The following is a 23,829-nucleotide window of genomic DNA, read 5'->3' as shown; positions in this document are numbered from 1 at the left end:
ACTCCCCATTTTCACATTAGCCTTTTAATATCTGACTGAGATCTTTAGCATCCCAATGAGGGAAATGTTTGCGAACTAATGCATTCAGCTCTACCTCAAAAGCAGAAAAGTCTCCTTGTTCTTGCTCTACAAGATCCAAACGCTTGCGGATCATGCCCGCGCCAACAGTCACATTGGTCAAACGGTCGATCACAATAAAGCCCCCCGTGTCAGCACAGTCAACGTAGCGATCCAGAGCCACATTTTCGTTGAGAGACCATTCACACAAACCGATCCCATTCAATGGAAGTTGATCCGCGGCATGCTCCGACAGTTGGTTGATGTCGTATTGATGGTGGATTTTTTCCACCTGACCTACGGTTTTCTTACCCGCGACCTTAATGTCGTATGCTCGACCTGCTTCTAACGGTTTTTCAGTCATCCAAACCACATCGGCTAACAGATGATTGGTCGACGCTATCTGCGCTTTGTCTAACACCAATAAATCACCGCGGCTGATGTCGATTTCATCCGTTAAGGTAATAGTGACGGCTAAACCAGCTTGAGCGGTGTCCAGGTCACCATCAAAGGTCACAATGCGCGCTACATTCGATGTCTTTCCTGATGGCAATGCACGCACCGTGTCTCCCACCGAAATAGAACCCGACGAAACGGTGCCAGCAAAACCTCTGAAATCTAGATTCGGGCGATTCACATATTGCACAGGGAAACGGAACTCTCCGTCATCTTTTGACTGGTCAATATCAATCTTCTCTAGCAGCTCTAGCATCGTAGGGCCTTGGTACCAGCTAGTACGCGGGCTAAGATCGACAACGTTATCGCCTTCCAGTGCCGAAATAGGCAGCAATTGAATATTAATATCGCCTTCTAGTTTCTGTGAAAACTCTTTATATTCACGTTCAATCTGCTCGTAACGATCTTGTGAATAGTCCACCAGATCCATTTTGTTCACGGCCACAATGAAGTGACGGATCCCAACCAGGCTTGAAATAAACGAGTGACGTCTGGTTTGATCCAAAATGCCTTTTCGAGCATCCACTAAGATCACAGCGACGTCACAAGTCGAAGCACCTGTTGCCATGTTACGAGTGTATTGCTCATGCCCTGGGGTATCAGCAATAATGAATTTACGGGTTTGAGTCGAAAAATAACGGTAGGCTACATCGATTGTGATGCCCTGCTCTCGCTCGGCTTGTAAGCCATCAACCAATAAAGCGAGGTCCGGGCGTTCGCCCGTCGTACCGACACGCTGACTGTCGGAATGCACTGCCGCTAACTGATCTTCATAGATCTGCTTAGAGTCATGGAGCAAACGACCGATCAAGGTGCTTTTACCATCATCGACAGAACCACAAGTTAGGAACCGCAATAAAGACTTGTGTTGGTGTTGACTTAGGTATCCTTCGATCCCCAGTTCCGCGAGTTGCGCTTCAACCGCACTGTTCATATTCTCTTTCCTTAGCTTGAATTCTGTTTAGAAGTAACCTTGGCGCTTCTTCAATTCCATCGATCCTGACTGATCTTTATCGATCGCTCGGCCTTGTCTTTCACTGGATGTCGCCACCAGCATTTCTTCAATGATTTCTGGCAGCGTGGTCGCCTCAGAATCAATGGCGCCCGTCAGTGGGTAACAACCTAGAGTTCTAAAGCGAACGCTTCGCTGCTCTACTTTTTCATCTTCAGCAATTTCCATGCGATCATCATCGACCATGATCAACATGCCATCACGCTCGACTACAGGGCGAGGTTCTGCCAAATACAATGGTACGATTTCAATGTTTTCTAGGTAGATGTATTGCCAGATGTCCAGTTCCGTCCAGTTTGATAATGGGAAGACACGGATGCTTTCGCCTTTATTCACCTGGCCGTTATAGGTTCTCCACAACTCAGGACGTTGGTTTTTAGGGTCCCATGTATGGTTTTTGTCGCGGAATGAATACACGCGCTCTTTTGCGCGCGATTTTTCTTCATCACGACGTGCACCACCAAATGCCGCATCAAAACCATACTTGTTCAGCGCCTGCTTTAGGCCTTGAGTTTTCATGATATCGGTGTGCTTTGATGAACCATGTTCGAATGGGCTGATGCCCATTTCCATTCCTTCAGGGTTCTTATGAACGAGAAGCTCAAAACCATACTTTTCTGCGGTGCGATCGCGAAAGTCGATCATTTCGCGAAATTTCCAATCGGTATCCACGTGTAATAGTGGGAAAGGAATTTTACCCGGGTAAAAAGCTTTACGCGCTAGATGCAGCATGACCGATGAATCTTTACCAATGGAATACATCATCACTGGGTTATCAAATTCGGCCGCAACTTCACGCAGAATATGTATGCTCTCTGCTTCGAGTTGCTTTAAATGTGTGAGTCGTTGTTGATCCATTTTTTTACGCTTCCTTAAAAGCTCGTTACTACGAGCTGTAGAGTGTTCTATTACTATGAATACTGTTAACAGCGGCGATTACGCCCCATTAGCTATATTCACCGTAGATTCTGACGATGACGAACGAAACCAATCGAGCTTCTTCGCGAGATTCACCACTTCACCCACCACAATCAAAGATGGTGACTGGGCATGAGCGGCGAGCTGAGAGAGTTCAGACAACTGCCCTTTAAATACTTTCTGAGTTAACTGAGTGCCACGTTCGATAATGGCGATCGGTGTATTCGCACTTCTACCGTGCTCAATAAGCTGAGCCTGGATGTGATTGGATTTCAGTAGGCCCATATAAATAACCAGTGTTTGCTGACCACGAGCCAATGTTGACCAATCGACAGATTCGTCTTCTTGCTTTAGGTGACCGGTAACAAACATAGCGGACTGAGCACAATCTCTATGAGTAAGAGGAATACCAGCATAGGCAGTCGCACCTGCTGCGGCGGTAATGCCAGGAATCACTTCAAAGCCAATGCCTGCATCAAATAAGACTTCAAGCTCTTCGCCACCTCGGCCAAACACAAAAGGATCGCCACCTTTAATGCGCACAACTTTGTACCCTTGAGAGGCAAAATCGACTAAGAGTTGATTGGTTTTTTCTTGCGGCACGCTGTGATGGCCAGCTTTTTTACCCACACACACCAATATTGTTTCACTTGGTACAAGCGACATAATTTCATCCGAGACAAGATAGTCATACAAAACCACATCAGCCTGCTGCAAATAACGCAACGCTTTAACCGTGAGTAGATCAGGATCGCCAGGCCCAGCACCAACAAGTGCCACTTCACCGGCCTTCAAATCACTTTTCGCAAAGTTCAGGTTTGGGTTACTCGCAACTAACCGAGGTTTTGTTGCTGGAAATGGGGTAAGTGTGTCCGTGTTAGCCATGGTGATATCGCCATCATTCATCCTGTGATGACTGCATTATGACCAGCTTCTGTTATTACCTGAAATTCTAAAATTTCATTTTTTATATCAAAAGCTGATAAGGGGATTTTTGATGGTCAGTGAAAATGGGCAGTTTTGCCTATAAAACAAGCCATTTTGCGTGCTATTTGTCACGCTCAATTAAGAATATATGTACTAGGCTCCTTGGTGAGCCCTTTTGTAACAAAGCACATATAAAATGCATTTATGTACTTTAGGTAACACTTTTGCACAATAAAACTGACCCTGATCACACAATACTGTAGCTGCAAATAATCGTTACATTACTTTTTGTTACATTAGACGAGTCATTTTTATCCCCCAAATGGAGCAAATCATGAAATTGGCTGTTAAACCCCTATCTATTGCAGTACTTGGTGGCATGTTAGCTATTGCAGGACCTGTAATGGCAGACACCATTAAACTTCGTATTGTAGAAACAACGGACATCCATACTAATTTGATGGATTATGATTACTACAAAGATAAGCCTTCTCAAAAAATTGGTTTAGCGCGTACAGCGACACTAGTAAAAGAAGCACAAAACGAAGTGATCAACAGTGTTTTGGTTGATAACGGCGATTTGCTTCAAGGCAGCCCGATGGGCGACTACATGGCGGCTAAAGGCCTTAAAGCGGGTGAAGTTCACCCAGCTTACAAAGCCATGAATCAACTTGGTTACGACGCTGGTAACATCGGCAACCACGAATTCAACTACGGCTTAGATTTCCTACAAGAAAGCATCAATGACGCTGATTTCCCATACGTCAATGCCAACGTTTTTGACCAAGAAACAGGTGAGCACTACTTTAAGCCGTACATCATCAAGTCTCACACGTTTAAAGATACTGATGGCGAAGCGCACGAAGTCAAAGTTGGTTACATAGGTTTTGTTCCACCACAAATCATGGTGTGGGATAAGAAAAACCTAGAAGGCCAAGTTTTTGCCAAAGACATTAAAGTGATGGCTGAAAAGCTTGTTCCGCAAATGAAGAAAGAAGGCGCTGATGTGATTGTTGCTATTCCTCACTCAGGCCTAGCAACAGACCCATACAAATTGGGTGCAGAAAACTCAACATACTATCTTGCAGATGTAGAAGGCATTGATGCGATTGCCTTTGGTCACTCGCATTCTGTATTCCCAGGTAAAGGCTTTGACAATATTCAGGGTGTCGACAACAAAAAAGGTACCATTAATGGTGTTGCTGCTGTTATGCCAGGTCGCTGGGGTAGCCACGTAGGCGTAATGGATCTTGTGTTGAACAAAGAAGGCGAGAGCTGGAATGTAACTACAGAGCAAACTGAAGCTCGTCCTATTTACGACAAGAAAGCAAAAAAATCGTTAGCTAAAGCAGACGAAGGCATTGTTCAAGCTCTGGCTGAAGATCATAAAGGCACACGTGAATTCGTTAACCAGCCTATTGGTAAAGCTGACGACGTGATGTACAGCTTCTTAGCGCTGGTACAAGATGATCCAACGGTTCAAATTGTAAACCTTGCCCAAAAAGATTACGTAGAACGCTTTATTCAAGGCGATCCGGACCTAGATGGTATCCCAGTACTTTCTGCTGCGGCGCCATTTAAAGCCGGCGGTCGTAAAAATGACCCTGCCAACTTTACTGAAGTTGAATCAGGCGAGCTTACTTTCCGTAATGCTGCTGATCTGTACCTATACCCAAACACCTTAGTTGCCCTAAAAGTACAGGGTAAAGAAGTAAAAGAGTGGCTAGAGTGTAGCGCCGGCCAATTCAAACAAATCGATGTAAACTCGTCTGCTCCACAAGGCTTAATTGATTGGGATGGTTTCCGCACTTATAACTTTGATGTTATGGATGGTGTGAACTACCAAATCGACGTAACACAACCTGCAAAATACGATGGTAACTGTAAGGTTATTAACCCTGAGTCTGAGCGTATTATTGGCCTAACCTACCAAGGTAAGCCAATCGATATGAAGCAAGACTTTATCATTGCAACCAACAACTACCGTGCTTACAGCAACAAATTCCCGGGTACTGGTTCAGATTTTATCGCATTTGATGCACCAGATGAAAACCGTACGGTACTTGCGAACTACATCTCGCGCGTAAGTGCTGAGGAAGGTTTAGTTAAACCAAGTGCTGACAATAACTGGTCTTTTGCTCCAATCATGAGTAAAGAGAAGTTAAACATTCGTTTTGAAACTTCACCAAGCGACAAAGCGGCTAAGTTTATCGAACAAAAAGCGCAATACCCAATGGAGCGTGTGGCAACTGATGATGTAGGTTTCGGTGTTTACCGACTAACACTACAAAAATAGCCTGAAACTCTCTATGATAAAAACCGCAGCAATCGCTGCGGTTTTTTTTATGAGGCGAACAGAGTGCAACCCTTTATCGAACAACTGGCCGAGTTTGGCTTCTCCGCTATTGAACTGGAAACCCTTTCACTGGTCGCTTCTCCAATGGATCTCCCTACTCGTCATATTCTTACTCATCAAGGTGAAATGGCAACTCACATCTACTTTGTTATTGATGGCCTTTGCCACGCTTGCTATCTCACAGGAGATGGTAAACAGTTTAGTAAAGAGTTTTATTGGGAACACGATTGGATCATCGGTTTTGAAAGTGTCATCAAAGAGCAACCTTCTCCGTACCTGTTAGAAACATTAACGCCCACGACTTTATTATGCTTGCCAATCGAAGCCTTTCAAACTTGGCGTGAACAAGCGCACCCACTTTACCTTAGACTACTTGAAACTCAGTTAATGCATAAGGAGAACAAAGAGCGTTTTATGTTGCTCCATTCACCTGAAGAGCGATACGAACTGTTCTGTCAACACTATCCCGACCTCGAAAAACGTATTACCGATTACCAAATTGCTGCGTATCTGGGGATCACCCATATCAGCTTAAGCCGTATTAAAAAGCGCCTAAAACAAAGAAATTAACAAAAGTTAACGAACTTATCCTTCCTTAGTATTACCCTAGAGTTAAATATTAAGGAAGTACTATGATCACTTGGAAACGCCTGTCTTTTTCTCAATTTACTCCTGACGAACTTTACAACTTACTGCAACTACGTATTAACGTATTTGTTGTCGAACAGACCTGTCCATACCCTGAATTGGATGATAAAGATCGAGCAAAAGGCGCTGAGCACTTATTAGGCTTCCGTGGTGAAGAACTGATTGCCTGCGCACGATTGCTGCCCCCAGGGTTGAGTTACCCGAGTGCCAGTATTGGCCGTATTGCAACTAAAGCCAGTGCCAGAGGCGACGGCATGGGGCATGAACTTTTAAAGCAAGCACTTACTCACATGAATGAGCTGTGGCCCGGCGTCGCCATAGAAATAGGCGCACAAGCGCATTTAGCCAATTACTATCAATCACACGGTTTCGTACAAACCTCAGAACCTTATTTAGAAGATGACATTTTGCACATCGACATGAAACGAGTCGGTTAGTGACCAATTCATTAAGCTTATTCAGTCAGGCATTACTCCTGCTCGTTGCAGGAAATCTATTTGCTTCGCTTTCTGATGTCTCTGTGAAGCTGCTAAACGGCGAACTGTCCACTTACCAATACATTTTCATCCGTCAACTCATCGGTTTTTTGGTCATTCTTCCGTTTTGGCTGAGATTGGGCAAAACAGAGCAGGCTGTAGGGTCATTGCCATTGAACCTATTCAGAGCACATTTAGTTATCATTGGTAGTGGCTGTATGATGATAGCGGTTACTCACTTACCACTGGCTACTGCAAACGCGGTGTTTTACGCCGCTCCCGTATTAATGCTGCCACTCTCAGTATGGCTACTTAAAGAAATTCCAGCGAAAGGCAAAGTCATCGCAACCTGCATCGGCTTTATTGGTGTGCTGGTTGTTCTTCGCCCATCTCAGTTTCATTGGGCTGCTATGTTTGCCATGGGAACGGCCATCACTCTGGCATTATTCAATATATTGGTACGAAAGCTGCCAGTCGACCAACCCGTTGTCACGACGTTATTTTGGACCAGTCTTTTGTCATTGCCTGTTTCTGGGGCATTAGCATTCGCTCACTGGCAACCTATGAGCCTCACTCAACTAGGCTGGGTAAGCGCCAGTGCTATTTTGATCTTAACTTACAACGGTTGTGCGGTTTTGGCCTACCGTAAAGTCCCTGCCGACCAAATAGCCATGGTGGAATATTCGGGCTTAGTGTTTGTCACTCTATTTGGTGTGCTTTGGTTTGAAGAGGTACCAGACTGGATAACCTTCCTGGGTATTTTACTGATCGTATTACCGATGCTCATTCGCAGACGCACAAGTGTAAAGTCTTCCAAATAAAAAGGCGCTGATCATAATAATCAGCGCCTTTATCTTTTGTTACATTAGCCACGAGTTGTATTCGCTACCGTTACTTGCTTCGACCAAAGCCACCATCCGATAGGCGGAAGAACATGACAGCGCCTTGCTTCTTCTCTAGCTGTAGGATATCTAACTGACCTTGTTCATCCCGTTTGAATCTCACCAACTGCCCTTGCTTTATTCGGCTAAGCGGCTTATCTGCCCCTTCGATTTTCGCAAGCGCATTTAAATCGGCCATCGGCAAATCGTTTGCCCTAAAAACTTGCGCCAGTGTATCTCCAGCTTTCACGGTGTACTCTAACCAAGTATCCGATTTAGGAGCGGTAGCAGTACTGCTGTGTTGTTCGCTTAAACCTTGGGTATTCAACGCCACTGTTTTCCGAGCATCGCTTGTTGTTATGCTCTGAGTAGGGCTTTCTTCTGTCGTCGCCGTTGGCGCTGGCCACACGAGTAAAACAAGGATCACAATACTAAGAGCGCCAATCACACGCTGATGCAATTTTGGCAATCGATCGAGTTGTGTTTTTACTTGGGCAAGCGACGCTCGCCATTGAACATCACTTAGCTTACTTTTTACCTGATCAACGAAACTCACTGACTTACGCTTGGTAACTCTTCGATTCATCGGCGTTCGACCTTTATTAATTATCTCTTCATTATCTCAAAATTTCTTTCTTACGCCTACATATTGGCATTTACCGTTTCTTCATTCCAGTAGAACTGGTATTCTTTTGCGGCATAAACTCACATTATAAAGAGAGACAAGATGTCTGAGATTAAACTAGAGACCGTAGAACAAAAAGCAAGCTACGGCATTGGTCTTCAAATGGGCCAACAACTAGCTGGTAGCGGCCTTGAAGGTCTAAACGTTGACGCAATTGCAAAAGGCATCGCGACAGCGCTAACTGGCGACATGCCAGAGATCGAAGTTGATGAAATCAACAAAGCGCTTCAAGACCTTCACACTCGCGCTGAATCTGCACGTGCAGAACTTGCTAAAGTAGCAGCGGCTGACGGTGAAGCTTACCTAACAGACAACGCTCTGCGTTCTGAAGTAACGGTTCTTGAGTCTGGTCTTCAATACGAAGTACTAACTGAAGGTACGGGTGAAATCCCAACTTCTGACAAGCAAGTACGTGTTCACTACCACGGCGAGCTAACTGACGGAACTGTTTTCGACAGCTCTGTATCTCGCGGTCAACCTGCTGAGTTCCCAGTAACTGGCGTAATCAAAGGTTGGGTTGAAGCACTTCAACTAATGCCTGTTGGTTCTAAGTGGAAACTATACATTCCTCAAGACCTTGCATACGGTGAGCGTGGCGCTGGCGCTGCAATCCCTCCTTATGCTGCTCTTGTATTTGAAGTTGAGCTACTGGCTATCCTTTAATTGCCATAGAGTCTCAATTCTAAAGCGGTGTTTTGCACCGCTTTTTTGTATCACTTTTATCAAATTCGCTTACACTAAGTATTCTTGTTATCAATGACCAAGGATGTAAGCATGAAAACAAAGACCATTGCTTTTCTCATTTCAGCACTTTTCGTAAGCACACCTTCCTACGCTCTATTTGGCCTCGGTTCAGATAAAGAGCAATCTGTTGACACAGCAGCACTCACTTCACTGGCGACTTCAGCACTTAGTGATTCAACGGCAAGTGTCGAATCTTCACCCATTGTTAAGCAACTCACGGATAGTTTGGGAGTAAGCCCAACTCAAGCGAGCGGTGGCGCAGGTGCTCTGTTGGCTCTGGCATCAAACTCTCTGTCTGGTAGTCAATCTAGTGAACTAACCAATCTCATTCCTGGAATGAGTAGCTTAACCGAATCTGTTCCTGGTCTTATGGGGATGGCTAATAACTTGAGCGCAGTAAACGATGTATTCGCCAAGCTAGGCCTAGACCCAAGCATGGTTGCGCAATTTGCGCCAATTATTATGGAATACTTAACCGGACAAGGCGCATCAAGCGGCTTGCTGGGGTCACTAAGCAGTATTTGGAAATAACCACTACTGTTCAGTTGTACAATGCTATCAAGGAAGAATTCACTCATGAAAGACGAAACACTCTCGATCCATCACGGCTATCAAACCGACCCAACGACAAAGTCGGTTGCAACCCCAATCTATCAAACAGTTGCCTATGAGTTTGATAACGCCCAGCACGGCGCAGATCTCTTTAACTTAGAAGTGCCAGGCAACATCTACACTCGCATCATGAACCCAACAAATGATGTACTGGAACAGCGAATGGCTGCACTTGAAGGTGGTATTGCGGGCCTTGTGGTAAGTTCAGGCAGTGCCGCAATTAACTACGCCATCCTTACTTTGGCACAAATGGGCGACAACATTGTCTCTACACCTCAGTTATACGGTGGCACTTATACCTTGTTCGCCCATATGCTGCCTCAACAAGGAATTGAAGTTCGATTCGCAAAAGATGATAAGCCCGAGAGCTTAGCTGAGTTAATCGACGACAAAACTAAGGCTGTCTATTGCGAATCAATTGGTAACCCTGCTGGTAATATTGTTGATCTAGAAACGATTGCGACACTTGCTCATGCTAAAGGTGTACCCGTGATTGTCGACAACACAGTGGCAACCCCTGCTCTATGTAAGCCGATTCAGTATGGTGCCGATATAGTCGTTCACTCGCTCACTAAATATGTCGGTGGGCACGGAACGACTCTTGGTGGTGTCATCGTCGATTCGGGAAAATTTCCATGGGCAGAACACAAAGAACGCTTTCCTGTGTTTAATCAACCAGAAGCGGCGTATCACGGTGTTGTTTATACCGAAGCATTTGGTGAAGCGGCCTTTATTGGTAGAGCTAGAACCGTACCAATGCGTAATACAGGGTCAACACTGTCTCCAATGAACGCCTTTATGCTGCTGCAAGGTTTAGAAACCCTGCCTTTACGTATGGAGCGCCATTGTGAGAACGCACTCAAGGTTGCTGAATTCTTAAAGGACCATGAGAAAGTCAGCTGGGTTAGCTACGCAGGCTTAGAAGATTCATCCTATTACGAATTAGCAGAAAAATACATGCAAGGTAAGCCATCCGCTATTTTGTCGTTTGGCCTTAAAGACGGATACGATGCCGGTGTTGGATTCTATGACGCCTTGAATCTATTTAAGCGTTTGGTCAACATAGGCGATGCTAAGTCTTTGGCCTGTCACCCGGCCTCGACCACTCACCGTCAGTTGAATCAGCAAGAGCAAACTCAAGCTGGTGTAACTCCAGAGATGATTCGCTTATCTGTAGGTATCGAACACATCGATGATATTTTGGCGGACTTAGAGCAGGCGTTAAGGGCGTAGCGTAAGAAGAATGCGGCACCACATACCGGTTGTCGTTTTTTTAATCTCAAGGTGTTCATCGCGTATTTTATATTCAAACACTCTTTCCGTTTTCTCTAGACATAAAAAAAGCCGAGCTTACGCTCGGCTTTTTACTTTATCGAACAGATTACTCAGCAGCTTCTTCAGCAGCTGGGCGATCTACAAGCTCAATGTAAGCCATTGGAGCTTTGTCGCCGGTACGGAAACCAGCTTTTAGGATACGAGTGTAACCGCCTTGACGGGCAGCAAAACGTGGACCTAGTTCGTTAAATAGTTTTGCAACAACTTCGTTATCACGAGTGCGTGCAAATGCAAGACGACGGTTAGCAACACTGTCAGTCTTAGCTAGTGTAATCAAAGGCTCAATTACGCGACGTAGTTCTTTTGCTTTAGGCACGGTAGTTTTGATAACTTCGTGACGAACAAGAGAGCTAGCCATGTTGCTGAACATCGCTTTGCGATGACTGCTGTTGCGGTTGAGTTGACGACCACTCTTACGATGGCGCATGACCTAATCCTTCTAACTAGTATCGATTAATCTTCAGCAATTGACGCTGGTGGCCAATTTTCAAGGCGCATGCCAAGAGAAAGACCACGTGAAGCAAGTACGTCTTTAATCTCTGTAAGAGATTTTTTACCAAGGTTTGGCGTTTTAAGAAGCTCAACCTCAGTGCGCTGTACAAGATCACCGATGTAGTGAATCGCTTCTGCTTTCAAACAGTTAGCAGAGCGAACTGTTAGTTCAAGATCGTCTACAGGACGCAGTAGGATCGGATCGAATTCCGGCTTCTCTTCCTTCTCTTCAGGGACACGGATGTCACGAAGATCGACGAAGGCATCTAGTTGCTCAGCAAGAATAGTTGCTGAACGACGGATAGCTTCCTCAGGGTCAAGAGTACCATTCGTTTCCATATCGATAACAAGCTTGTCTAAGTCAGTACGTTGCTCGACACGTGCAGCTTCAACGGCGTAGGCAATTTTGTCTACTGGGCTGTAAGTTGCATCTACAAGCAAACGACCGATTGGACGCTCATCTTCTTCAGTATGAATACGAGATGATGCTGGTACATAACCACGACCACGTTCCACTTTAATACGCATAGCGATTTCAGCGTTGTCATCCGTTAGGTGACAAATAACGTGCTCAGGGTTAGCGATCTCTACATCACCATCATGGGTGATGTCACCTGCAACAACAGGGCCCGAGCCTGACTTATTCAGCGTAATGAATACTTCATCTTTGCCTTCTGCCACTTTAACAGCAAGACCTTTCAGGTTAAGAAGGATCTCTAGGATATCTTCTTGTACACCCTCTTTGGTGCTGTACTCGTGAAGAACGCCTTCAATCTCTACTTCGGTTACTGCGCAACCAGGCATAGAAGATAGAAGGATGCGACGAAGCGCATTACCTAGAGTATGACCAAAGCCACGCTCTAATGGCTCAAGAGTTACTTTTGCGTGTGTCGCGCTGACTTGTTCGATGTCAACTAGACGTGGCTTAAGAAATTCTGTTACAGAACCCTGCATTGTGTCCTCTCTTTAGTTTAAACCTTACTTAGAGTAAAGCTCGACGATCAGGTGTTCGTTGATGTCAGCTGATAGATCAGAACGCTCAGGCATACGCTTGAATGTACCTTCCATCTTGCCGCCATCGACTTCAATCCAAGTTGGTTTTTCGCGTTGTTCAGCAACTTCTAGAGCCGCTTTAATGCGAGATTGCTGTTTAGCTTTCTCACGAATAGTAACAACGTCGTTAGCCGCAACTTTGAATGAAGGAACGTTTACAACTTTACCGTTTACTAGGATAGCTTTGTGGCTAACTAGTTGACGAGATTCAGCACGAGTAGCGCCAAAGCCCATACGGTAAACTACGTTGTCTAGACGACCTTCAAGAAGCTGAAGCAGGTTTTCACCTGTGTTGCCTTTAAGGCGTGCAGCTTCTTTGTAGTAGTTACGGAATTGTTTTTCTAGAACGCCATACATACGACGAACTTTTTGCTTCTCACGAAGCTGAACGCCATATTCAGATAGACGACCGCGACGAGCGCCGTGTACACCTGGTGCGTTATCAATTTTACACTTGGTATCGATCGCACGGACACCAGACTTAAGGAATAAGTCAGTACCTTCGCGACGGCTAAGCTTCAGCTTAGGACCCAAATATCTTGCCATGATCTTTCTCCAATAATCCTAGAAACGAAACTTAAACGCGACGTTTCTTAGGTGGACGACAACCGTTATGAGGGATCGGAGTTGCATCAACGATGTTGGTGATGCGGTATCCTGCTGCGTTTAGCGCACGGATAGTTGACTCACGACCAGGACCAGGGCCCTTAACCATAACTTCCAAGTTCTTAAGGCCATATTCTTTAGCCATCTCACCACAACGCTCTGCTGCAACTTGTGCTGCGAACGGAGTAGATTTACGAGAACCACGGAAACCAGAACCACCTGCAGTAGCCCAAGCTAGTGCATTACCTTGACGGTCAGTGATGGTTACGATTGTGTTGTTAAAAGAAGCATGGATGTGCGCTACGCCATCAGCTACTTGCTTGCGTACGCGCTTACGAGCGCGAGTTGGTTGTTTTGCCATTGTACTCTACCTTATCCGATTATTTTTTGATCGGCTTGCGCGGACCCTTACGGGTACGAGCGTTGGTTTTAGTACGCTGTCCACGTAGTGGTAGACTGCGACGATGACGAAGACCACGGTAACAACCAAGGTCCATAAGACGCTTGATGTTCATGGAAACTTCACGACGTAGATCACCTTCTACAGTGTACTTAGCTACACCATCACGCAGTTGATCGATCTGCTCTTCAGTTAGTTCACTGATCTTAACATCTTCAGCAATACCCACTTCAGCTAAAATAGCTTCAGAACGAGTCTTACCGATACCGTAGATTGCAGTTAAAGCAATCACAGCATGTTTTTGATCAGGAATGTTAATGCCAGCTATACGGGCCACTATTCACTCCTAGTACTTAAATAAGAAATTATCCGCAGCAAAGCCCGTACAGGATACGCTGCGGCATACTACTTCTCTTGCACGCAAAAGGTAGGCCGAGGAATATACTCGACACTACCTTATATTTCAAGTAAAAATTTCTGCTTTTTAGCCTTGGCGTTGCTTATGCTTTGGCTCACTGCAAATCACGCGAACGACACCGTTACGCTTGATAACTTTACAGTTACGGCAGATTTTTTTAACGGAAGCACGAACTTTCATTGCTAAACTCCGTAATGAAATCTGAAATTAACGGCCGTAGCCTTTCAGATTTGCTTTTTTCAACACAGAATCATACTGTTGTGACATCAGATGAGTCTGTACCTGTGCCATGAAATCCATGATAACTACCACTACGATTAGTAGTGATGTGCCGCCGAAGTAGAAACGAACGTTCCACGCGACCATCATGAACTCTGGGATCAGACAAATAAAGGTAATGTACAACGCGCCCGCAAGGGTTAGTCTCGTCATCACTTTATCAATATATTTTGCTGTCTGCTCACCTGGGCGGATACCGGGTACGAATGCACCAGACTTCTTCAAATTATCTGCTGTTTCACGCGGGTTGAATACCAACGCCGTGTAGAAGAAGCAGAAGAAAATGATTGCTGCTGCATAAAGCACTACATACAACGGTTGACCAGGGCTAAGGGCCATAGACACGTCAGTTAACCAACTGAACGCGCTGTCCTCACCACCTGTATTGCCAAACCATTGAGCTAATGTTCCTGGGAACAAAATAATGCTCGATGCGAAAATCGCTGGTATAACACCTGCCATGTTAATTTTAAGAGGCAAGTGAGTGCTTTGCGCTGCAAAAACTTTACGACCTTGTTGACGCTTCGCATAGTTAACGACGATACGACGTTGACCACGCTCCATGAAAACTACGAAGTAAATCACAGCTAAAGCTAACACACCGATTAGCAACAATAGAAGTACGTGCAATTCACCTTGACGCGCTTGCTCGATAGTTTGTCCGACTGCCGAAGGCAATCCAGCTACGATACCCGAGAAAATAATCAAGGAAATACCGTTGCCAATTCCGCGCTCAGTAATTTGTTCACCTAACCACATCAAAAACATGGTACCGGTTACTAAACTAATGGTAGCAATTAGGGTAAACATGGTTTGGTTGATAACAACCAGATTGTCGACCATGTTTGGTAAGCCTGTTGCAATACCAATCGCTTGGAATGTAGCTAGTACAAGCGTGCCATAACGCGTATATTGGCTGATTTTTCGTCTGCCTGCTTCGCCCTCTTTTTTGAGCTCCGCTAACGCTGGATGAACTACAGTTAGCAGTTGGACAACAATAGATGCCGAAATATACGGCATGATGCCCAACGCTAATATAGATGCACGCGAAAGTGCACCACCAGAGAACATGTTAAACATCTCAATGATGGTACCCTTTTGCTGATCGAACAAATCGGCAAGTACAGCTGCGTCAATACCAGGAATCGGCACAAAGGAGCCGGCTCGGAATACTAAAAGTGCACCAATTACGAATAATAAGCGCGACTTTAATTCAGCTAAGCCGCTCTGAGCACTACGAAAATCTTGTCCTGGTTTGTTTGCCATCTGTACCTCGTCCCTCGAGTATTATTCCTCGATTTTACCGCCTGCAGCTTCGATTGCAGCTTTTGCGCCTTTGGTTACGCGTAGACCTTTAACAGTCACAGCCTTGCCAAGGTCACCAGAAAGAACAACTTTTACAAATTCGATGTTCTTAGTGATAACGTTAGCAGCTTTTAGGCTGTTAAGATCAACCACGTCGCCTTCTACCTTCGCTAGCTCAGCTAGACGAACTTCAGCAGACACTAGGCTCTTACGAGAAGTGAAACCGAATTTTGGTAGACGTTGTTTCAGAGGCATTTGACCGCCTTCGAAACCTGGACGAACACTGCCGCCAGAACGTGATTTTTGACCTTTATGACCACGGCCACCTGTTTTACCAAGGCCTGAACCGATACCGCGACCTACGCGCTTCTTAGAAGGCTTAGAACCCGCAGCCGGTGATAGAGTATTCAAACGCATTCTGATTACTCCTCAACTTTAACCATGTAGTAAACCTTGTTGATCATTCCGCGAGTACACGGAGTATCTTCAAGTTCTACTGTATGGTTGATACGACGAAGGCCTAGACCACGCAAAGTAGCTTTGTGCTTTGGTAGACGGCCAATTGAGCTTTTAGTTTGAGTTACTTTAATAGTCGCCATGGTGCTTACTCCGAAATAGATTCAACAGTTAGACCACGTTTAGCAGCAACCATCTCTGGAGACTTCATACCGCTTAAACCATCAATAGTCGCACGAACTACGTTAATAGGGTTCGTTGAGCCATACGCTTTCGCAAGTACGTTATGAACACCTACAACTTCAAGTACTGCACGCATCGCACCGCCGGCGATGATACCAGTACCTTCAGCAGCTGGCTGCATGTATACTTTTGAACCAGTGTGACGACCTTTCACCGCGTGGTGAAGAGTACCCTCGTTTAGCGCGATAGTAACCATGTTACGGCGCGCTTTTTCCATTGCTTTTTGAATCGCAGCTGGTACTTCACGAGCTTTGCCGTAACCGAAACCAACGCGACCATTACCGTCACCAACTACTGTTAGTGCAGTAAAGCTAAAGATTCGACCGCCTTTAACCGTTTTTGAAACACGGTTAACAGCGATTAGCTTTTCGCTTAAATCTGTAGCTTGTTGTTGTTCTTTAGCCATCGATCAACCCTACCTTAGAATTTCAGACCAGCTTCACGAGCAGAATCTGCTAGTGCCGCTACTCGACCGTGGTATTGGAAACCAGAACGATCGAAAGCAACATTTAAAATGCCTTTTTCGATAGCGCGCTCAGCAATAATTTGACCTATTACTTTAGCAGCGTCAACGTTACCAGTGTTCTTAACTTGCTCACGGATCGCCTTCTCAACGGTAGAAGCTGCAGCGATAACCTCAGAGCCATTCGGTGCGATTACCTGTGCATACACGTGACGTGGAGTACGATGTACAACTAGGCGGTTCACACGAAGTTCAGCAATCTTACGACGTGCACGTGTAGCACGACGGATGCGAGATGCTTTCTTATCCATAGTGTTACCTTACTTCTTCTTAGCTTCTTTAGTACGCACATTTTCATCTGCGTAACGAACACCTTTACCTTTATAAGGTTCAGGCTCACGGTAAGAACGAATATCAGCCGCAACTTGACCAACTAGCTGCTTATCAGCACCTGTTAGTACAATTTCAGTTTGGCTTGGACATTCTGCTTTAATACCCGCTGGCACTTCGTGCTCAACTGGGTGAGAGAAACCTAAAGTTAGGCTCACTGCGTTGCCTTTGATAGCAGCACGGTAACCAACACCTTTAAGTGTCAACTTCTTAGTAAAGCCAGTGGTAACACCAACAACCATGTTGTTCACTAGCGCACGTGCAGTACCAGCTTGAGCGTTAGCTTTAGCGATACCTTCACGAGGAGCGAAAACAATAGTGTTATCTTCCTGGGCGATAACTACAGCGTTGTTGAAAACGCGAGTTAGTTCGCCTTTGCTACCTTTTACAGTAACTTCTTGGCCGTTTAGTTTCACCTCTACGCCAGTAGGGATGACAACGGGTGCTTTAGCAACACGAGACATATCCTACTCCTATTAAGCTACGTAGCAGATGATTTCACCACCAAGACCTGCTTTGCGAGCAGCACGGTCAGACATCAGACCCTTGGAAGTGGACACTACAGCAATACCCAAACCGCCCATCACAGTAGGAAGCGAGTCTTTATTTTTATAGACGCGCAGACCTGGACGTGAAACACGTTGAATTTGCTCTATTACAGGTTTTGCTTGGAAGTACTTAAGAGTAACTTCTAGCACTGGTTTTGCTTCGCCTGAAACAGCGAAGTCAACGATATAACCTTCGGCTTTAAGTAATGCAGCAATTGCAACTTTAAGCTTTGAAGAAGGCATTTCTACAGCAATTTTATTTGCTGACTGACCGTTACGAACGCGGGTCAGCATATCCGAAATCGGATCTTGCATGCTCATAAGATTTACTCCAAATGATTAAGTGGCAATTACCAGCTAGCCTTACGAAGACCCGGAATCTCGCCTTTCATGCAAGCTTCACGAACCTTAATACGGCTTAGACCGAACTTACGTAGGAAACCGTGTGGACGACCAGTTTGGTTGCAACGGTTGCGCTGACGTGATGCACTTGAATCACGTGGAAGAGATTGCAGTTTAAGAACCGCATTCCAACGATCTTCTTCAGAAGCGTTTAAATCGCTAATGATTGCTTTTAACGCAGAACGCTTTTCAGCGTACTTTGCTACTAGCTTCGCGCGTTTTGTTTCGCGCGCTTTCATTGATTGTTTAGCCATAACAGTAACCCTTCACCTTACTTACGGAATGGGAAGTTAAAGGCAGCCAGCAGAGCGCGGCCTTCCTCATCGGAACTCGCAGACGTCGTGATAGTAATATCAAGACCGCGTACACGATCGACTTTATCGTAGTCGATTTCCGGGAAGATGATTTGCTCGCGAACGCCCATGCTGTAGTTACCGCGTCCGTCAAAAGACTTAGCGCTAACGCCACGGAAATCACGTACACGTGGAAGTGCAATCGAGATAACACGCTCGAAGAAATCCCACATACGTTCGCCACGTAAGGTTACTTTACAACCAATTGGGTAGCCTTCACGAATTTTGAAACCTGCAACAGATTTACGAGCTTTTGTGATAAGCGGCTTTTGACCAGAGATCGTTGCCATATCAGATGCTGCGTTTTCTAGCAGTTTCTTATCGTTGATTGCTTCACCAACGCCCATGTTTAGGGTGATTTTCTCAATCCTAGGGACTTGCATGACGCTTGTGTAGCCGAACTCTTTGGTAAGCTCAGCGACTACAGACGACTTGTAGTAATCATGCAGTTTCGCCATAGTAGAACTCCAAATTACTTCTATTAGTTAGAAACGGTTTCGCCGTTAGACTTAAAGAAACGAACTTTCTTACCATCTTCGAAACGGAAACCGATACGGTCCGCTTTACCAGTTGCCGCGTTAAAGACTGCAACGTTAGAAGCATCAATAGCTGCTTCTTGTTCAACGATGCCACCTTGTTGACCTAGAGCCGGTACAGGCTTTTGGTGTTTTTTAACAAGGTTAATACCTTCAACGAGAACTTTACCAGTCTCGAGAACCTTAGTTACTTTACCGCGCTTACCAGTATCTTTACCAGTTAGTACGATTACTTCGTCATTACGACGGATTTTAGCTGCCATTTTATTGCCGCTCCTTACAGAACTTCAGGTGCAAGTGACACAATTTTCATGAATTTCGCATTACGAAGTTCACGAGTCACAGGACCAAAGATACGTGTGCCGACTGGTTGCTCAGTAGTGTCATTCAACAATACACAAGCATTACGGTCGAAGCGAATGACAGAACCGTCTGGGCGACGTACGCCTTTACGAGTGCGCACTACCACCGCCTTCAGAACATCACCTTTTTTTACTTTACCGCGAGGAATTGCTTCCTTAACAGTAACTTTGATGACGTCTCCGATATGTGCATAACGGCGGTGAGAGCCACCCAGAACCTTAATACACATTACTCTACGAGCGCCGGAGTTATCCGCAGCGTCGAGTGTACTTTGCATTTGGATCATTTTAGTGCTCCGCTAAATATTAAACTAGACCCTTCACGGGTCGGGCTGCCTCTTTATAAGGGCTGCGAATTGTACCACCCTTTTTTTCAAATGGGTAGACAAAAAATAAACGGCTCCAAAAAAACCTTTGGAACCGTCTAATCATCGTATCAAAAAGAAATTAGAATTTCGATTTATCAACAATTTTAACCAATGTCCAAGACTTAGTCTTAGACAGCGGACGACACTCAGAAATTTCAACTGTATCGCCTAGGCCACACTCGTTGTTTTCGTCATGTGCGTGTACTTTAGTCGTACGCTTTACGAACTTGCCGTAAATTGGGTGTTTCACCATGCGTTCGATAGCAACAACGATAGACTTGTCCATCTTGTCGCTAACTACACGACCTTGCATTGTACGAATTGATTCGCTCATTATGCGCCTGCCTTCTCAGTCAAAACAGTTTTAACGCGCGCGATATCACGGCGTACAGTTTTTAGAGTGTGAGTCTGCTGTAGTTGACCAGTAGCAGCTTGCATGCGCAAGTTGAACTGTTCACGTAGCAAATTCAACAACTCAGAGTTAAGCTCTTCAACGCTTTTCTCACGTAGTTCATGTGCGTTCATCACATCACCTGCTTAGATACAAAAGTAGTTTTGATAGGCAGTTTACGTGCCGCTAGGCGGAACGCTTCACGTGCCAACTCTTCAGGTACGCCGTTCATTTCGTACATAACCTTTCCAGGTTGGATTTGGGCTACCCAGTACTCAACGTTACCTTTACCCTTACCCTGACGAACTTCTAGCGGTTTTTCTGTGATAGGTTTGTCTGGAAAAATACGAATCCAGATTTGGCCTTGACGTTTAACATGACGTGTCATAGCACGACGAGCCGCTTCGATCTGACGAGCAGTGATTCGACCACGGCCAACAGCTTTAAGGCCGAATTCGCCGAAGCTTACTTCAGTGCCTTTAGCCAGACCACGGTTGCGACCAGTCTGAACCTTACGGAACTTAGTACGTTTAGGTTGTAGCATCAGTCGACTCCTTACTTACGGCTTTTACGCTGCTTCTTAGGCTTATCAGCCTTTGGCTCTACTGCGTTAGCAGCTGGCATACCACCTAGAATCTCACCTTTGAAGATCCAAGTTTTAATGCCGATTACACCGTATTGGGTGTGAGCCGAAGAAGTTGCGTAATCAATGTCAGCACGTAGGGTATGAAGTGGCACACGGCCTTCACGGTACCATTCAGTACGCGCGATTTCAGCACCGCCAAGACGGCCGCTTACTTCTACTTTAATACCCTTCGCTCCTAGACGCATTGCATTCTGAACTGCACGCTTCATAGCGCGACGGAACATAACACGACGTTCTAGTTGAGATGCGATGCTGTCACCCACAAGTTGAGCGTCTAACTCAGGCTTACGTACTTCAGCGATGTTAATTTGCGCTGGTACACCTGCGATTTTTGCTACAGCTGCGCGTAGTTTCTCTACGTCTTCACCTTTCTTACCGATTACAACGCCTGGACGAGCAGTGTGAATAGTCACACGGATGCTCTTAGCAGGACGCTCGATAACGATGCGTGATAGAGATGCTTTTTTCAGTTCTTTAGTTAGGAACTGACGTACCTTGAAGTCGCCGTCTAGGTTGTCAGCGAACTCTTTGGTATTAGCAAACCATGTAGCATTCCAAGGCTTAACGATGCCAAGACGAATACCATTTGGATGTACTTTCTGACCCATTTGCTTACTCTCCTAGTCTCTAGCGATCAGCTACAACAATGCTGATGTGGCTTGAACGCTTCAAGATACGATCCGCACGACCTTTAGCACGAGGCATAATACGCTTCATGATAGGGCCTTCATCTACGAAGATTTTAGCGACATTAAGATCGTCAATATCTGCACCTTCGTTGTGTTCCGCGTTAGCGATAGCAGACTCAAGAACTTTCTTAATTAACTCAGCAGCTTTTTTGTTGCTGAAAGTTAAAATTTCAAGTGCTTGATCCACAGATTTGCCGCGGATTTGGTCTGCAACTAAGCGAGCTTTCTGAGGCGAAATGCGAGCAAAGTTATGTTTAGCTAGTGCTTCCATCATCTACTCCTTAACGCTTCTTAGCTTTCTTATCTGCAGCATGGCCGCGATAAGTACGAGTTGGTGCAAATTCACCTAGTTTGTGACCGATCATTTCTTCGGTAACGAAAACTGGTACGTGCTGACGACCATTATGGACAGCGATGGTCAAACCGATCATAGTAGGTATGATCATTGAGCGACGGGACCAAGTCTTAATAGGCTTTTTGTCTCCGCTTTCCACCGCTTTCTCTACCTTCTTCAGCAAGTGTAGGTCAATAAAAGGACCTTTCTTGAGAGAACGTGGCATGGCGATTCCTCTTTATAGATTATTTATTACGACGACGTACAATGTACTTGTCAGTGCGTTTATTAGTACGAGTCTTGAAGCCTTTAGTAGGCTGACCCCAAGGTGATACTGGGTGACGACCGCCAGATGTGCGACCTTCACCACCACCATGTGGGTGATCTACTGGGTTCATTACTACACCACGTACGGTTGGACGTACGCCGCGCCAGCGTGAAGCACCAGCTTTACCAAGTTCACGTAGCATATGCTCAGAGTTACCAACTTCACCGATCGTTGCACGACCTTCAGAAAGTACTTTGCGCATTTCGCCAGAACGTAGACGGATAGTTACGTATGCACCGTCGCGAGCGACGATTTGAGCATAAGCACCAGCCGAACGAGCTAGCTGTGCACCTTTACCAGGCTTAAGTTCAACACAGTGTACAGTAGAACCTACTGGAATGTTGCGCATCGGCAGAGTGTTACCTGCTTTGATTGGCGCATCAACACCAGATTGAATCTGGTCACCTGCGTTAACACCTTTTGGTGCAATAATGTAACGACGCTCACCGTCTGCGTACAGAACTAGAGCGATGTTAGCGCTACGGTTTGGATCGTATTCTAGGCGCTCAACTTTCGCTGGGATGCCATCTTTAGTACGTTTGAAATCAATCAAACGGTAATGGTGTTTATGACCACCACCGATGTGACGTACTGTGATACGACCGTTGTTGTTACGACCACCATTTTTAGAGTTTTTCTCTAAAAGAGGTGCGTATGGCTTACCCTTGTGTAGGTCAGCGTTAACAACTTTAACAACGTGACGACGACCAGGGGAAGTCGGCTTACATTTAACAATAGCCATCTTTAACTACTCCTGTTATTCCGCGCCGCCAACAAAGTCAAGATCTTGACCTTCTTTCAAGGTAACGTACGCTTTCTTAACGTCGCTGCGGCGACCTTCGCGTAGACCTTGACGTTTGGTCTTACCCTTTTGTACAAGAGTATTTACAGACTTAACTTCAACTTCAAATAGCTTTTCTACAGCTGCTTTGATCTCTTTCTTAGTTGCATCTTTAGCTACTTTAAAAACGATAGTGTTCGCTTTTTCAGCTGCCATAGTTGCTTTTTCAGAGATGTGTGGAGCACGTAGAACTTTTAAAATACGCTCTTCAGTGATCATGCAAACATCTCCTCAACTTGCTTAACTGCTTCAGCAGTCATTAGAACCTTGTCGAATGCAATCAGACTTACTGGGTCAATACCAGCAACGTCACGTGCGTCAACTTTATAAAGGTTACGAGCAGCTAAGAATAGATTCTCATCAACTTCGCCAGTTACGATAAGAACATCGCTTAGCTCAAGCTCTTTAAGCTTAGCTGCAAGTTCTTTCGTTTTAGGCGCTTCAACTGAGAAGTTATCAACAACGATTAAACGCTCTTGACGAACAAGCTCAGAAAGAATGCTTTTCATAGCACCGCGGTACATTTTTTTGTTTACTTTTTGGCTGTGATCCTGAGGTTTCGCAGCAAAAGTAACACCACCTGTACGCCAGATTGGGCTACGGATTGTACCAGCACGTGCACGGCCAGTACCTTTTTGACGCCATGGCTTAGCGCCACCGCCAGATACTTCAGAACGAGTCTTTTGAGCACGAGTACCTTGACGAGCACCTGCTGCATATGCAACAACTACTTGGTGTACAAGAGCTTCGTTAAAGTCACGTCCGAAAGTAGTCTCGGAAACAGTTAGTGCATCAGCACCTTTAACCATCAATTCCATT

Annotated in this window: 37 protein-coding genes; 7 read left to right on the top strand and 30 right to left on the bottom strand. The window is 45.4% G+C overall.

The window, feature by feature from the left end; translation table 11 throughout:
• Window positions 1-16: 16 nt before the first annotated feature.
• The 3 genes from cysN to cobA all read right to left on the bottom strand — a co-directional run bounded on the left by cysN (window position 17) and on the right by cobA (window position 3,328).
• Window positions 17-1,447 carry a sulfate adenylyltransferase subunit CysN gene (gene cysN, locus QWZ04_RS01750; protein ID WP_290324368.1) on the bottom strand — a complete coding sequence of 477 codons (1,431 nt, stop codon included), beginning with the start codon at window positions 1,445-1,447 and terminating at the stop codon, window positions 17-19.
• 27 nt (window positions 1,448-1,474) lie between these two features.
• Window positions 1,475-2,383, bottom strand: coding sequence for a sulfate adenylyltransferase subunit CysD (gene cysD, locus QWZ04_RS01745; RefSeq protein ID WP_290324367.1), 909 nt, complete (start codon window positions 2,381-2,383; stop codon window positions 1,475-1,477).
• A gap of 78 nt (window positions 2,384-2,461) precedes the next feature.
• Window positions 2,462-3,328 carry a uroporphyrinogen-III C-methyltransferase gene (gene cobA / locus QWZ04_RS01740; RefSeq protein ID WP_290324366.1) on the bottom strand — a complete coding sequence of 289 codons (867 nt, stop codon included), beginning with the start codon at window positions 3,326-3,328 and terminating at the stop codon, window positions 2,462-2,464.
• Window positions 3,329-3,704: 376 nt separating this feature from the next.
• Here cobA and cpdB point away from each other — a divergent pair, with 376 nt between their 5' ends.
• The 4 genes from cpdB (at window position 3,705) to QWZ04_RS01720 (ending at window position 7,671) form a co-directional block, all read left to right on the top strand.
• Window positions 3,705-5,666: a 2',3'-cyclic-nucleotide 2'-phosphodiesterase gene (gene cpdB, locus QWZ04_RS01735; RefSeq protein WP_290324365.1), complete on the top strand. Its 1,962-nt coding sequence runs from the start codon at window positions 3,705-3,707 to the stop codon at window positions 5,664-5,666.
• Between the two features lie 108 nt (window positions 5,667-5,774).
• Window positions 5,775-6,296, top strand: coding sequence for a Crp/Fnr family transcriptional regulator (locus QWZ04_RS01730; protein ID WP_435433577.1), 522 nt, complete (start codon window positions 5,775-5,777; stop codon window positions 6,294-6,296).
• A gap of 62 nt (window positions 6,297-6,358) precedes the next feature.
• Window positions 6,359-6,811 carry a GNAT family N-acetyltransferase gene (locus QWZ04_RS01725; RefSeq protein WP_290324364.1) on the top strand — a complete coding sequence of 151 codons (453 nt, stop codon included), beginning with the start codon at window positions 6,359-6,361 and terminating at the stop codon, window positions 6,809-6,811.
• Window positions 6,811-7,671 (top strand): DMT family transporter, encoded by an 861-nt coding sequence (locus QWZ04_RS01720; RefSeq protein ID WP_290324363.1) that lies wholly within the window; start codon window positions 6,811-6,813, stop codon window positions 7,669-7,671. The genes QWZ04_RS01725 and QWZ04_RS01720 overlap by 1 nt, the downstream gene beginning before the upstream one ends.
• Window positions 7,672-7,741: 70 nt before the next feature.
• Here QWZ04_RS01720 and QWZ04_RS01715 read toward each other — a convergent pair whose 3' ends face one another.
• The gene (locus QWZ04_RS01715; protein WP_290324362.1) at window positions 7,742-8,317 is read right to left on the bottom strand and encodes a LysM-like peptidoglycan-binding domain-containing protein; all 576 of its coding nucleotides are present in this window, start codon (window positions 8,315-8,317) and stop codon (window positions 7,742-7,744) included.
• A 141-nt stretch (window positions 8,318-8,458) separates the two neighbouring features.
• On the opposite strand from QWZ04_RS01715, the gene bamJ reads away from it, so the two are divergent.
• The 3 genes from bamJ (at window position 8,459) to QWZ04_RS01700 (ending at window position 11,005) form a co-directional block, all read left to right on the top strand.
• Window positions 8,459-9,079: a BamJ family beta-barrel-assembly machinery protein gene (bamJ, locus tag QWZ04_RS01710; RefSeq protein WP_102523181.1), complete on the top strand. Its 621-nt coding sequence runs from the start codon at window positions 8,459-8,461 to the stop codon at window positions 9,077-9,079.
• Between the two features lie 111 nt (window positions 9,080-9,190).
• The gene (locus QWZ04_RS01705; protein WP_290324361.1) at window positions 9,191-9,691 is read left to right on the top strand and encodes a DUF2780 domain-containing protein; all 501 of its coding nucleotides are present in this window, start codon (window positions 9,191-9,193) and stop codon (window positions 9,689-9,691) included.
• A gap of 45 nt (window positions 9,692-9,736) precedes the next feature.
• Window positions 9,737-11,005 carry an O-acetylhomoserine aminocarboxypropyltransferase/cysteine synthase family protein gene (locus tag QWZ04_RS01700; protein ID WP_290324360.1) on the top strand — a complete coding sequence of 423 codons (1,269 nt, stop codon included), beginning with the start codon at window positions 9,737-9,739 and terminating at the stop codon, window positions 11,003-11,005.
• A gap of 148 nt (window positions 11,006-11,153) precedes the next feature.
• Here QWZ04_RS01700 and rplQ read toward each other — a convergent pair whose 3' ends face one another.
• The 26 genes from rplQ to rplD all read right to left on the bottom strand — a co-directional run bounded on the left by rplQ (window position 11,154) and on the right by rplD (window position 23,828).
• Window positions 11,154-11,534, bottom strand: a complete 381-nt coding sequence (rplQ, locus tag QWZ04_RS01695) for a 50S ribosomal protein L17 (protein ID WP_102523184.1) — start codon at window positions 11,532-11,534, stop codon at window positions 11,154-11,156.
• Window positions 11,535-11,560: 26 nt separating this feature from the next.
• Window positions 11,561-12,553, bottom strand: a complete 993-nt coding sequence (locus tag QWZ04_RS01690) for a DNA-directed RNA polymerase subunit alpha (RefSeq protein WP_102523185.1) — start codon at window positions 12,551-12,553, stop codon at window positions 11,561-11,563.
• Window positions 12,554-12,577: 24 nt separating this feature from the next.
• Window positions 12,578-13,198 (bottom strand): 30S ribosomal protein S4, encoded by a 621-nt coding sequence (gene rpsD, locus QWZ04_RS01685; RefSeq protein ID WP_290324359.1) that lies wholly within the window; start codon window positions 13,196-13,198, stop codon window positions 12,578-12,580.
• Between the two features lie 31 nt (window positions 13,199-13,229).
• Entirely contained in the window at window positions 13,230-13,619 is a 390-nt protein-coding gene (gene rpsK, locus QWZ04_RS01680; protein WP_102523187.1) for a 30S ribosomal protein S11, read from the bottom strand.
• A 19-nt stretch (window positions 13,620-13,638) separates the two neighbouring features.
• Complete coding sequence (gene rpsM / locus QWZ04_RS01675) at window positions 13,639-13,995, bottom strand: 30S ribosomal protein S13 (RefSeq protein WP_102523188.1); 357 nt, start codon at window positions 13,993-13,995, stop codon at window positions 13,639-13,641.
• Between the two features lie 147 nt (window positions 13,996-14,142).
• Window positions 14,143-14,256 (bottom strand): 50S ribosomal protein L36, encoded by a 114-nt coding sequence (gene rpmJ / locus QWZ04_RS01670; protein WP_000868186.1) that lies wholly within the window; start codon window positions 14,254-14,256, stop codon window positions 14,143-14,145.
• 27 nt (window positions 14,257-14,283) lie between these two features.
• Window positions 14,284-15,621, bottom strand: coding sequence for a preprotein translocase subunit SecY (gene secY, locus QWZ04_RS01665; RefSeq protein WP_102523189.1), 1,338 nt, complete (start codon window positions 15,619-15,621; stop codon window positions 14,284-14,286).
• 21 nt (window positions 15,622-15,642) lie between these two features.
• A complete protein-coding gene (gene rplO, locus QWZ04_RS01660) occupies window positions 15,643-16,077 on the bottom strand; it encodes a 50S ribosomal protein L15 (protein WP_290324358.1) in 435 nt (144 codons plus the stop codon).
• Window positions 16,078-16,082: 5 nt separating this feature from the next.
• Window positions 16,083-16,259 (bottom strand): 50S ribosomal protein L30, encoded by a 177-nt coding sequence (rpmD, locus tag QWZ04_RS01655; protein ID WP_290324357.1) that lies wholly within the window; start codon window positions 16,257-16,259, stop codon window positions 16,083-16,085.
• Between the two features lie 5 nt (window positions 16,260-16,264).
• On the bottom strand, window positions 16,265-16,765 hold the full coding sequence (gene rpsE / locus QWZ04_RS01650) for a 30S ribosomal protein S5 (protein WP_102523192.1): 501 nt from the start codon (window positions 16,763-16,765) through the stop codon (window positions 16,265-16,267).
• A 14-nt stretch (window positions 16,766-16,779) separates the two neighbouring features.
• Window positions 16,780-17,133, bottom strand: a complete 354-nt coding sequence (rplR, locus tag QWZ04_RS01645) for a 50S ribosomal protein L18 (RefSeq protein WP_102523193.1) — start codon at window positions 17,131-17,133, stop codon at window positions 16,780-16,782.
• Window positions 17,134-17,142: 9 nt separating this feature from the next.
• Window positions 17,143-17,676 carry a 50S ribosomal protein L6 gene (gene rplF, locus QWZ04_RS01640; protein ID WP_102523194.1) on the bottom strand — a complete coding sequence of 178 codons (534 nt, stop codon included), beginning with the start codon at window positions 17,674-17,676 and terminating at the stop codon, window positions 17,143-17,145.
• A 12-nt stretch (window positions 17,677-17,688) separates the two neighbouring features.
• Window positions 17,689-18,081, bottom strand: coding sequence for a 30S ribosomal protein S8 (gene rpsH / locus QWZ04_RS01635; RefSeq protein ID WP_102523195.1), 393 nt, complete (start codon window positions 18,079-18,081; stop codon window positions 17,689-17,691).
• 29 nt (window positions 18,082-18,110) lie between these two features.
• The gene (gene rpsN / locus QWZ04_RS01630; protein ID WP_102523196.1) at window positions 18,111-18,416 is read right to left on the bottom strand and encodes a 30S ribosomal protein S14; all 306 of its coding nucleotides are present in this window, start codon (window positions 18,414-18,416) and stop codon (window positions 18,111-18,113) included.
• A gap of 17 nt (window positions 18,417-18,433) precedes the next feature.
• On the bottom strand, window positions 18,434-18,973 hold the full coding sequence (gene rplE, locus QWZ04_RS01625; protein WP_102523197.1) for a 50S ribosomal protein L5: 540 nt from the start codon (window positions 18,971-18,973) through the stop codon (window positions 18,434-18,436).
• 23 nt (window positions 18,974-18,996) lie between these two features.
• Complete coding sequence (gene rplX, locus QWZ04_RS01620; protein ID WP_290324356.1) at window positions 18,997-19,314, bottom strand: 50S ribosomal protein L24; 318 nt, start codon at window positions 19,312-19,314, stop codon at window positions 18,997-18,999.
• Window positions 19,315-19,328: 14 nt separating this feature from the next.
• A complete protein-coding gene (rplN, locus tag QWZ04_RS01615; RefSeq protein ID WP_017036074.1) occupies window positions 19,329-19,700 on the bottom strand; it encodes a 50S ribosomal protein L14 in 372 nt (123 codons plus the stop codon).
• A 160-nt stretch (window positions 19,701-19,860) separates the two neighbouring features.
• The gene (rpsQ, locus tag QWZ04_RS01610; RefSeq protein WP_290324355.1) at window positions 19,861-20,115 is read right to left on the bottom strand and encodes a 30S ribosomal protein S17; all 255 of its coding nucleotides are present in this window, start codon (window positions 20,113-20,115) and stop codon (window positions 19,861-19,863) included.
• Complete coding sequence (gene rpmC / locus QWZ04_RS01605; RefSeq protein WP_102523200.1) at window positions 20,115-20,306, bottom strand: 50S ribosomal protein L29; 192 nt, start codon at window positions 20,304-20,306, stop codon at window positions 20,115-20,117. Before rpmC ends, rpsQ begins: the two co-directional genes overlap by 1 nt.
• On the bottom strand, window positions 20,306-20,716 hold the full coding sequence (gene rplP, locus QWZ04_RS01600; protein WP_290324354.1) for a 50S ribosomal protein L16: 411 nt from the start codon (window positions 20,714-20,716) through the stop codon (window positions 20,306-20,308). The genes rpmC and rplP overlap by 1 nt, the downstream gene beginning before the upstream one ends.
• Before the next feature lie 11 nt (window positions 20,717-20,727).
• On the bottom strand, window positions 20,728-21,426 hold the full coding sequence (gene rpsC / locus QWZ04_RS01595) for a 30S ribosomal protein S3 (protein WP_102523201.1): 699 nt from the start codon (window positions 21,424-21,426) through the stop codon (window positions 20,728-20,730).
• Window positions 21,427-21,445: 19 nt separating this feature from the next.
• Window positions 21,446-21,778, bottom strand: a complete 333-nt coding sequence (rplV, locus tag QWZ04_RS01590) for a 50S ribosomal protein L22 (protein WP_290324412.1) — start codon at window positions 21,776-21,778, stop codon at window positions 21,446-21,448.
• A gap of 10 nt (window positions 21,779-21,788) precedes the next feature.
• Window positions 21,789-22,067, bottom strand: coding sequence for a 30S ribosomal protein S19 (gene rpsS / locus QWZ04_RS01585; protein ID WP_005435078.1), 279 nt, complete (start codon window positions 22,065-22,067; stop codon window positions 21,789-21,791).
• A 19-nt stretch (window positions 22,068-22,086) separates the two neighbouring features.
• The gene (rplB, locus tag QWZ04_RS01580; protein WP_102523202.1) at window positions 22,087-22,911 is read right to left on the bottom strand and encodes a 50S ribosomal protein L2; all 825 of its coding nucleotides are present in this window, start codon (window positions 22,909-22,911) and stop codon (window positions 22,087-22,089) included.
• Between the two features lie 15 nt (window positions 22,912-22,926).
• On the bottom strand, window positions 22,927-23,229 hold the full coding sequence (rplW, locus tag QWZ04_RS01575; protein WP_102523203.1) for a 50S ribosomal protein L23: 303 nt from the start codon (window positions 23,227-23,229) through the stop codon (window positions 22,927-22,929).
• A complete protein-coding gene (rplD, locus tag QWZ04_RS01570; RefSeq protein ID WP_102523204.1) occupies window positions 23,226-23,828 on the bottom strand; it encodes a 50S ribosomal protein L4 in 603 nt (200 codons plus the stop codon). The genes rplW and rplD overlap by 4 nt, the downstream gene beginning before the upstream one ends.
• Window position 23,829: the final 1 nt, after the last annotated feature.

Source organism: Vibrio tapetis subsp. quintayensis (assembly GCF_030409945.1).
In the GTDB taxonomy this organism is placed as follows: domain Bacteria; phylum Pseudomonadota; class Gammaproteobacteria; order Enterobacterales; family Vibrionaceae; genus Vibrio; species Vibrio quintayensis.
Note: the sequence above shows the minus strand (reverse complement) of the source record. Positions and strands in the feature narration are given on the sequence as shown.

Excerpts from the sequence above, each read along its gene's own strand:
- cysN (WP_290324368.1), bottom strand. The coding sequence starts at position 1,447 with ATGAACAGTGCGGTTGAAGCGCAACTCGCGGAACTGGGGATCGAAGGA.
- cysD (WP_290324367.1), bottom strand. The coding sequence starts at position 2,383 with ATGGATCAACAACGACTCACACATTTAAAGCAACTCGAAGCAGAGAGC.
- cobA (WP_290324366.1), bottom strand. The coding sequence starts at position 3,328 with ATGGCTAACACGGACACACTTACCCCATTTCCAGCAACAAAACCTCGG.
- cpdB (WP_290324365.1), top strand. The coding sequence starts at position 3,705 with ATGAAATTGGCTGTTAAACCCCTATCTATTGCAGTACTTGGTGGCATG.
- QWZ04_RS01725 (WP_290324364.1), top strand. The coding sequence starts at position 6,359 with ATGATCACTTGGAAACGCCTGTCTTTTTCTCAATTTACTCCTGACGAA.
- QWZ04_RS01715 (WP_290324362.1), bottom strand. The coding sequence starts at position 8,317 with ATGAATCGAAGAGTTACCAAGCGTAAGTCAGTGAGTTTCGTTGATCAG.
- bamJ (WP_102523181.1), top strand. The coding sequence starts at position 8,459 with ATGTCTGAGATTAAACTAGAGACCGTAGAACAAAAAGCAAGCTACGGC.
- QWZ04_RS01705 (WP_290324361.1), top strand. The coding sequence starts at position 9,191 with ATGAAAACAAAGACCATTGCTTTTCTCATTTCAGCACTTTTCGTAAGC.
- QWZ04_RS01700 (WP_290324360.1), top strand. The coding sequence starts at position 9,737 with ATGAAAGACGAAACACTCTCGATCCATCACGGCTATCAAACCGACCCA.
- rplQ (WP_102523184.1), bottom strand. The coding sequence starts at position 11,534 with ATGCGCCATCGTAAGAGTGGTCGTCAACTCAACCGCAACAGCAGTCAT.
- QWZ04_RS01690 (WP_102523185.1), bottom strand. The coding sequence starts at position 12,553 with ATGCAGGGTTCTGTAACAGAATTTCTTAAGCCACGTCTAGTTGACATC.
- rpsD (WP_290324359.1), bottom strand. The coding sequence starts at position 13,198 with ATGGCAAGATATTTGGGTCCTAAGCTGAAGCTTAGCCGTCGCGAAGGT.
- rpsK (WP_102523187.1), bottom strand. The coding sequence starts at position 13,619 with ATGGCAAAACAACCAACTCGCGCTCGTAAGCGCGTACGCAAGCAAGTA.
- rpmJ (WP_000868186.1), bottom strand. The coding sequence starts at position 14,256 with ATGAAAGTTCGTGCTTCCGTTAAAAAAATCTGCCGTAACTGTAAAGTT.
- secY (WP_102523189.1), bottom strand. The coding sequence starts at position 15,621 with ATGGCAAACAAACCAGGACAAGATTTTCGTAGTGCTCAGAGCGGCTTA.
- rplO (WP_290324358.1), bottom strand. The coding sequence starts at position 16,077 with ATGCGTTTGAATACTCTATCACCGGCTGCGGGTTCTAAGCCTTCTAAG.
- rpmD (WP_290324357.1), bottom strand. The coding sequence starts at position 16,259 with ATGGCGACTATTAAAGTAACTCAAACTAAAAGCTCAATTGGCCGTCTA.
- rpsE (WP_102523192.1), bottom strand. The coding sequence starts at position 16,765 with ATGGCTAAAGAACAACAACAAGCTACAGATTTAAGCGAAAAGCTAATC.
- rplR (WP_102523193.1), bottom strand. The coding sequence starts at position 17,133 with ATGGATAAGAAAGCATCTCGCATCCGTCGTGCTACACGTGCACGTCGT.
- rplF (WP_102523194.1), bottom strand. The coding sequence starts at position 17,676 with ATGTCTCGTGTTGCTAAAGCACCCGTTGTCATCCCTACTGGCGTAGAG.
- rpsH (WP_102523195.1), bottom strand. The coding sequence starts at position 18,081 with ATGAGCATGCAAGATCCGATTTCGGATATGCTGACCCGCGTTCGTAAC.
- rpsN (WP_102523196.1), bottom strand. The coding sequence starts at position 18,416 with ATGGCTAAACAATCAATGAAAGCGCGCGAAACAAAACGCGCGAAGCTA.
- rplE (WP_102523197.1), bottom strand. The coding sequence starts at position 18,973 with ATGGCGAAACTGCATGATTACTACAAGTCGTCTGTAGTCGCTGAGCTT.
- rplX (WP_290324356.1), bottom strand. The coding sequence starts at position 19,314 with ATGGCAGCTAAAATCCGTCGTAATGACGAAGTAATCGTACTAACTGGT.
- rplN (WP_017036074.1), bottom strand. The coding sequence starts at position 19,700 with ATGATCCAAATGCAAAGTACACTCGACGCTGCGGATAACTCCGGCGCT.
- rpsQ (WP_290324355.1), bottom strand. The coding sequence starts at position 20,115 with ATGAGCGAATCAATTCGTACAATGCAAGGTCGTGTAGTTAGCGACAAG.
- rpmC (WP_102523200.1), bottom strand. The coding sequence starts at position 20,306 with ATGAACGCACATGAACTACGTGAGAAAAGCGTTGAAGAGCTTAACTCT.
- rplP (WP_290324354.1), bottom strand. The coding sequence starts at position 20,716 with ATGCTACAACCTAAACGTACTAAGTTCCGTAAGGTTCAGACTGGTCGC.
- rpsC (WP_102523201.1), bottom strand. The coding sequence starts at position 21,426 with ATGGGTCAGAAAGTACATCCAAATGGTATTCGTCTTGGCATCGTTAAG.
- rplV (WP_290324412.1), bottom strand. The coding sequence starts at position 21,778 with ATGGAAGCACTAGCTAAACATAACTTTGCTCGCATTTCGCCTCAGAAA.
- rpsS (WP_005435078.1), bottom strand. The coding sequence starts at position 22,067 with ATGCCACGTTCTCTCAAGAAAGGTCCTTTTATTGACCTACACTTGCTG.
- rplB (WP_102523202.1), bottom strand. The coding sequence starts at position 22,911 with ATGGCTATTGTTAAATGTAAGCCGACTTCCCCTGGTCGTCGTCACGTT.
- rplW (WP_102523203.1), bottom strand. The coding sequence starts at position 23,229 with ATGATCACTGAAGAGCGTATTTTAAAAGTTCTACGTGCTCCACACATC.
- rplD (WP_102523204.1), bottom strand. The coding sequence starts at position 23,828 with ATGGAATTGATGGTTAAAGGTGCTGATGCACTAACTGTTTCCGAGACT.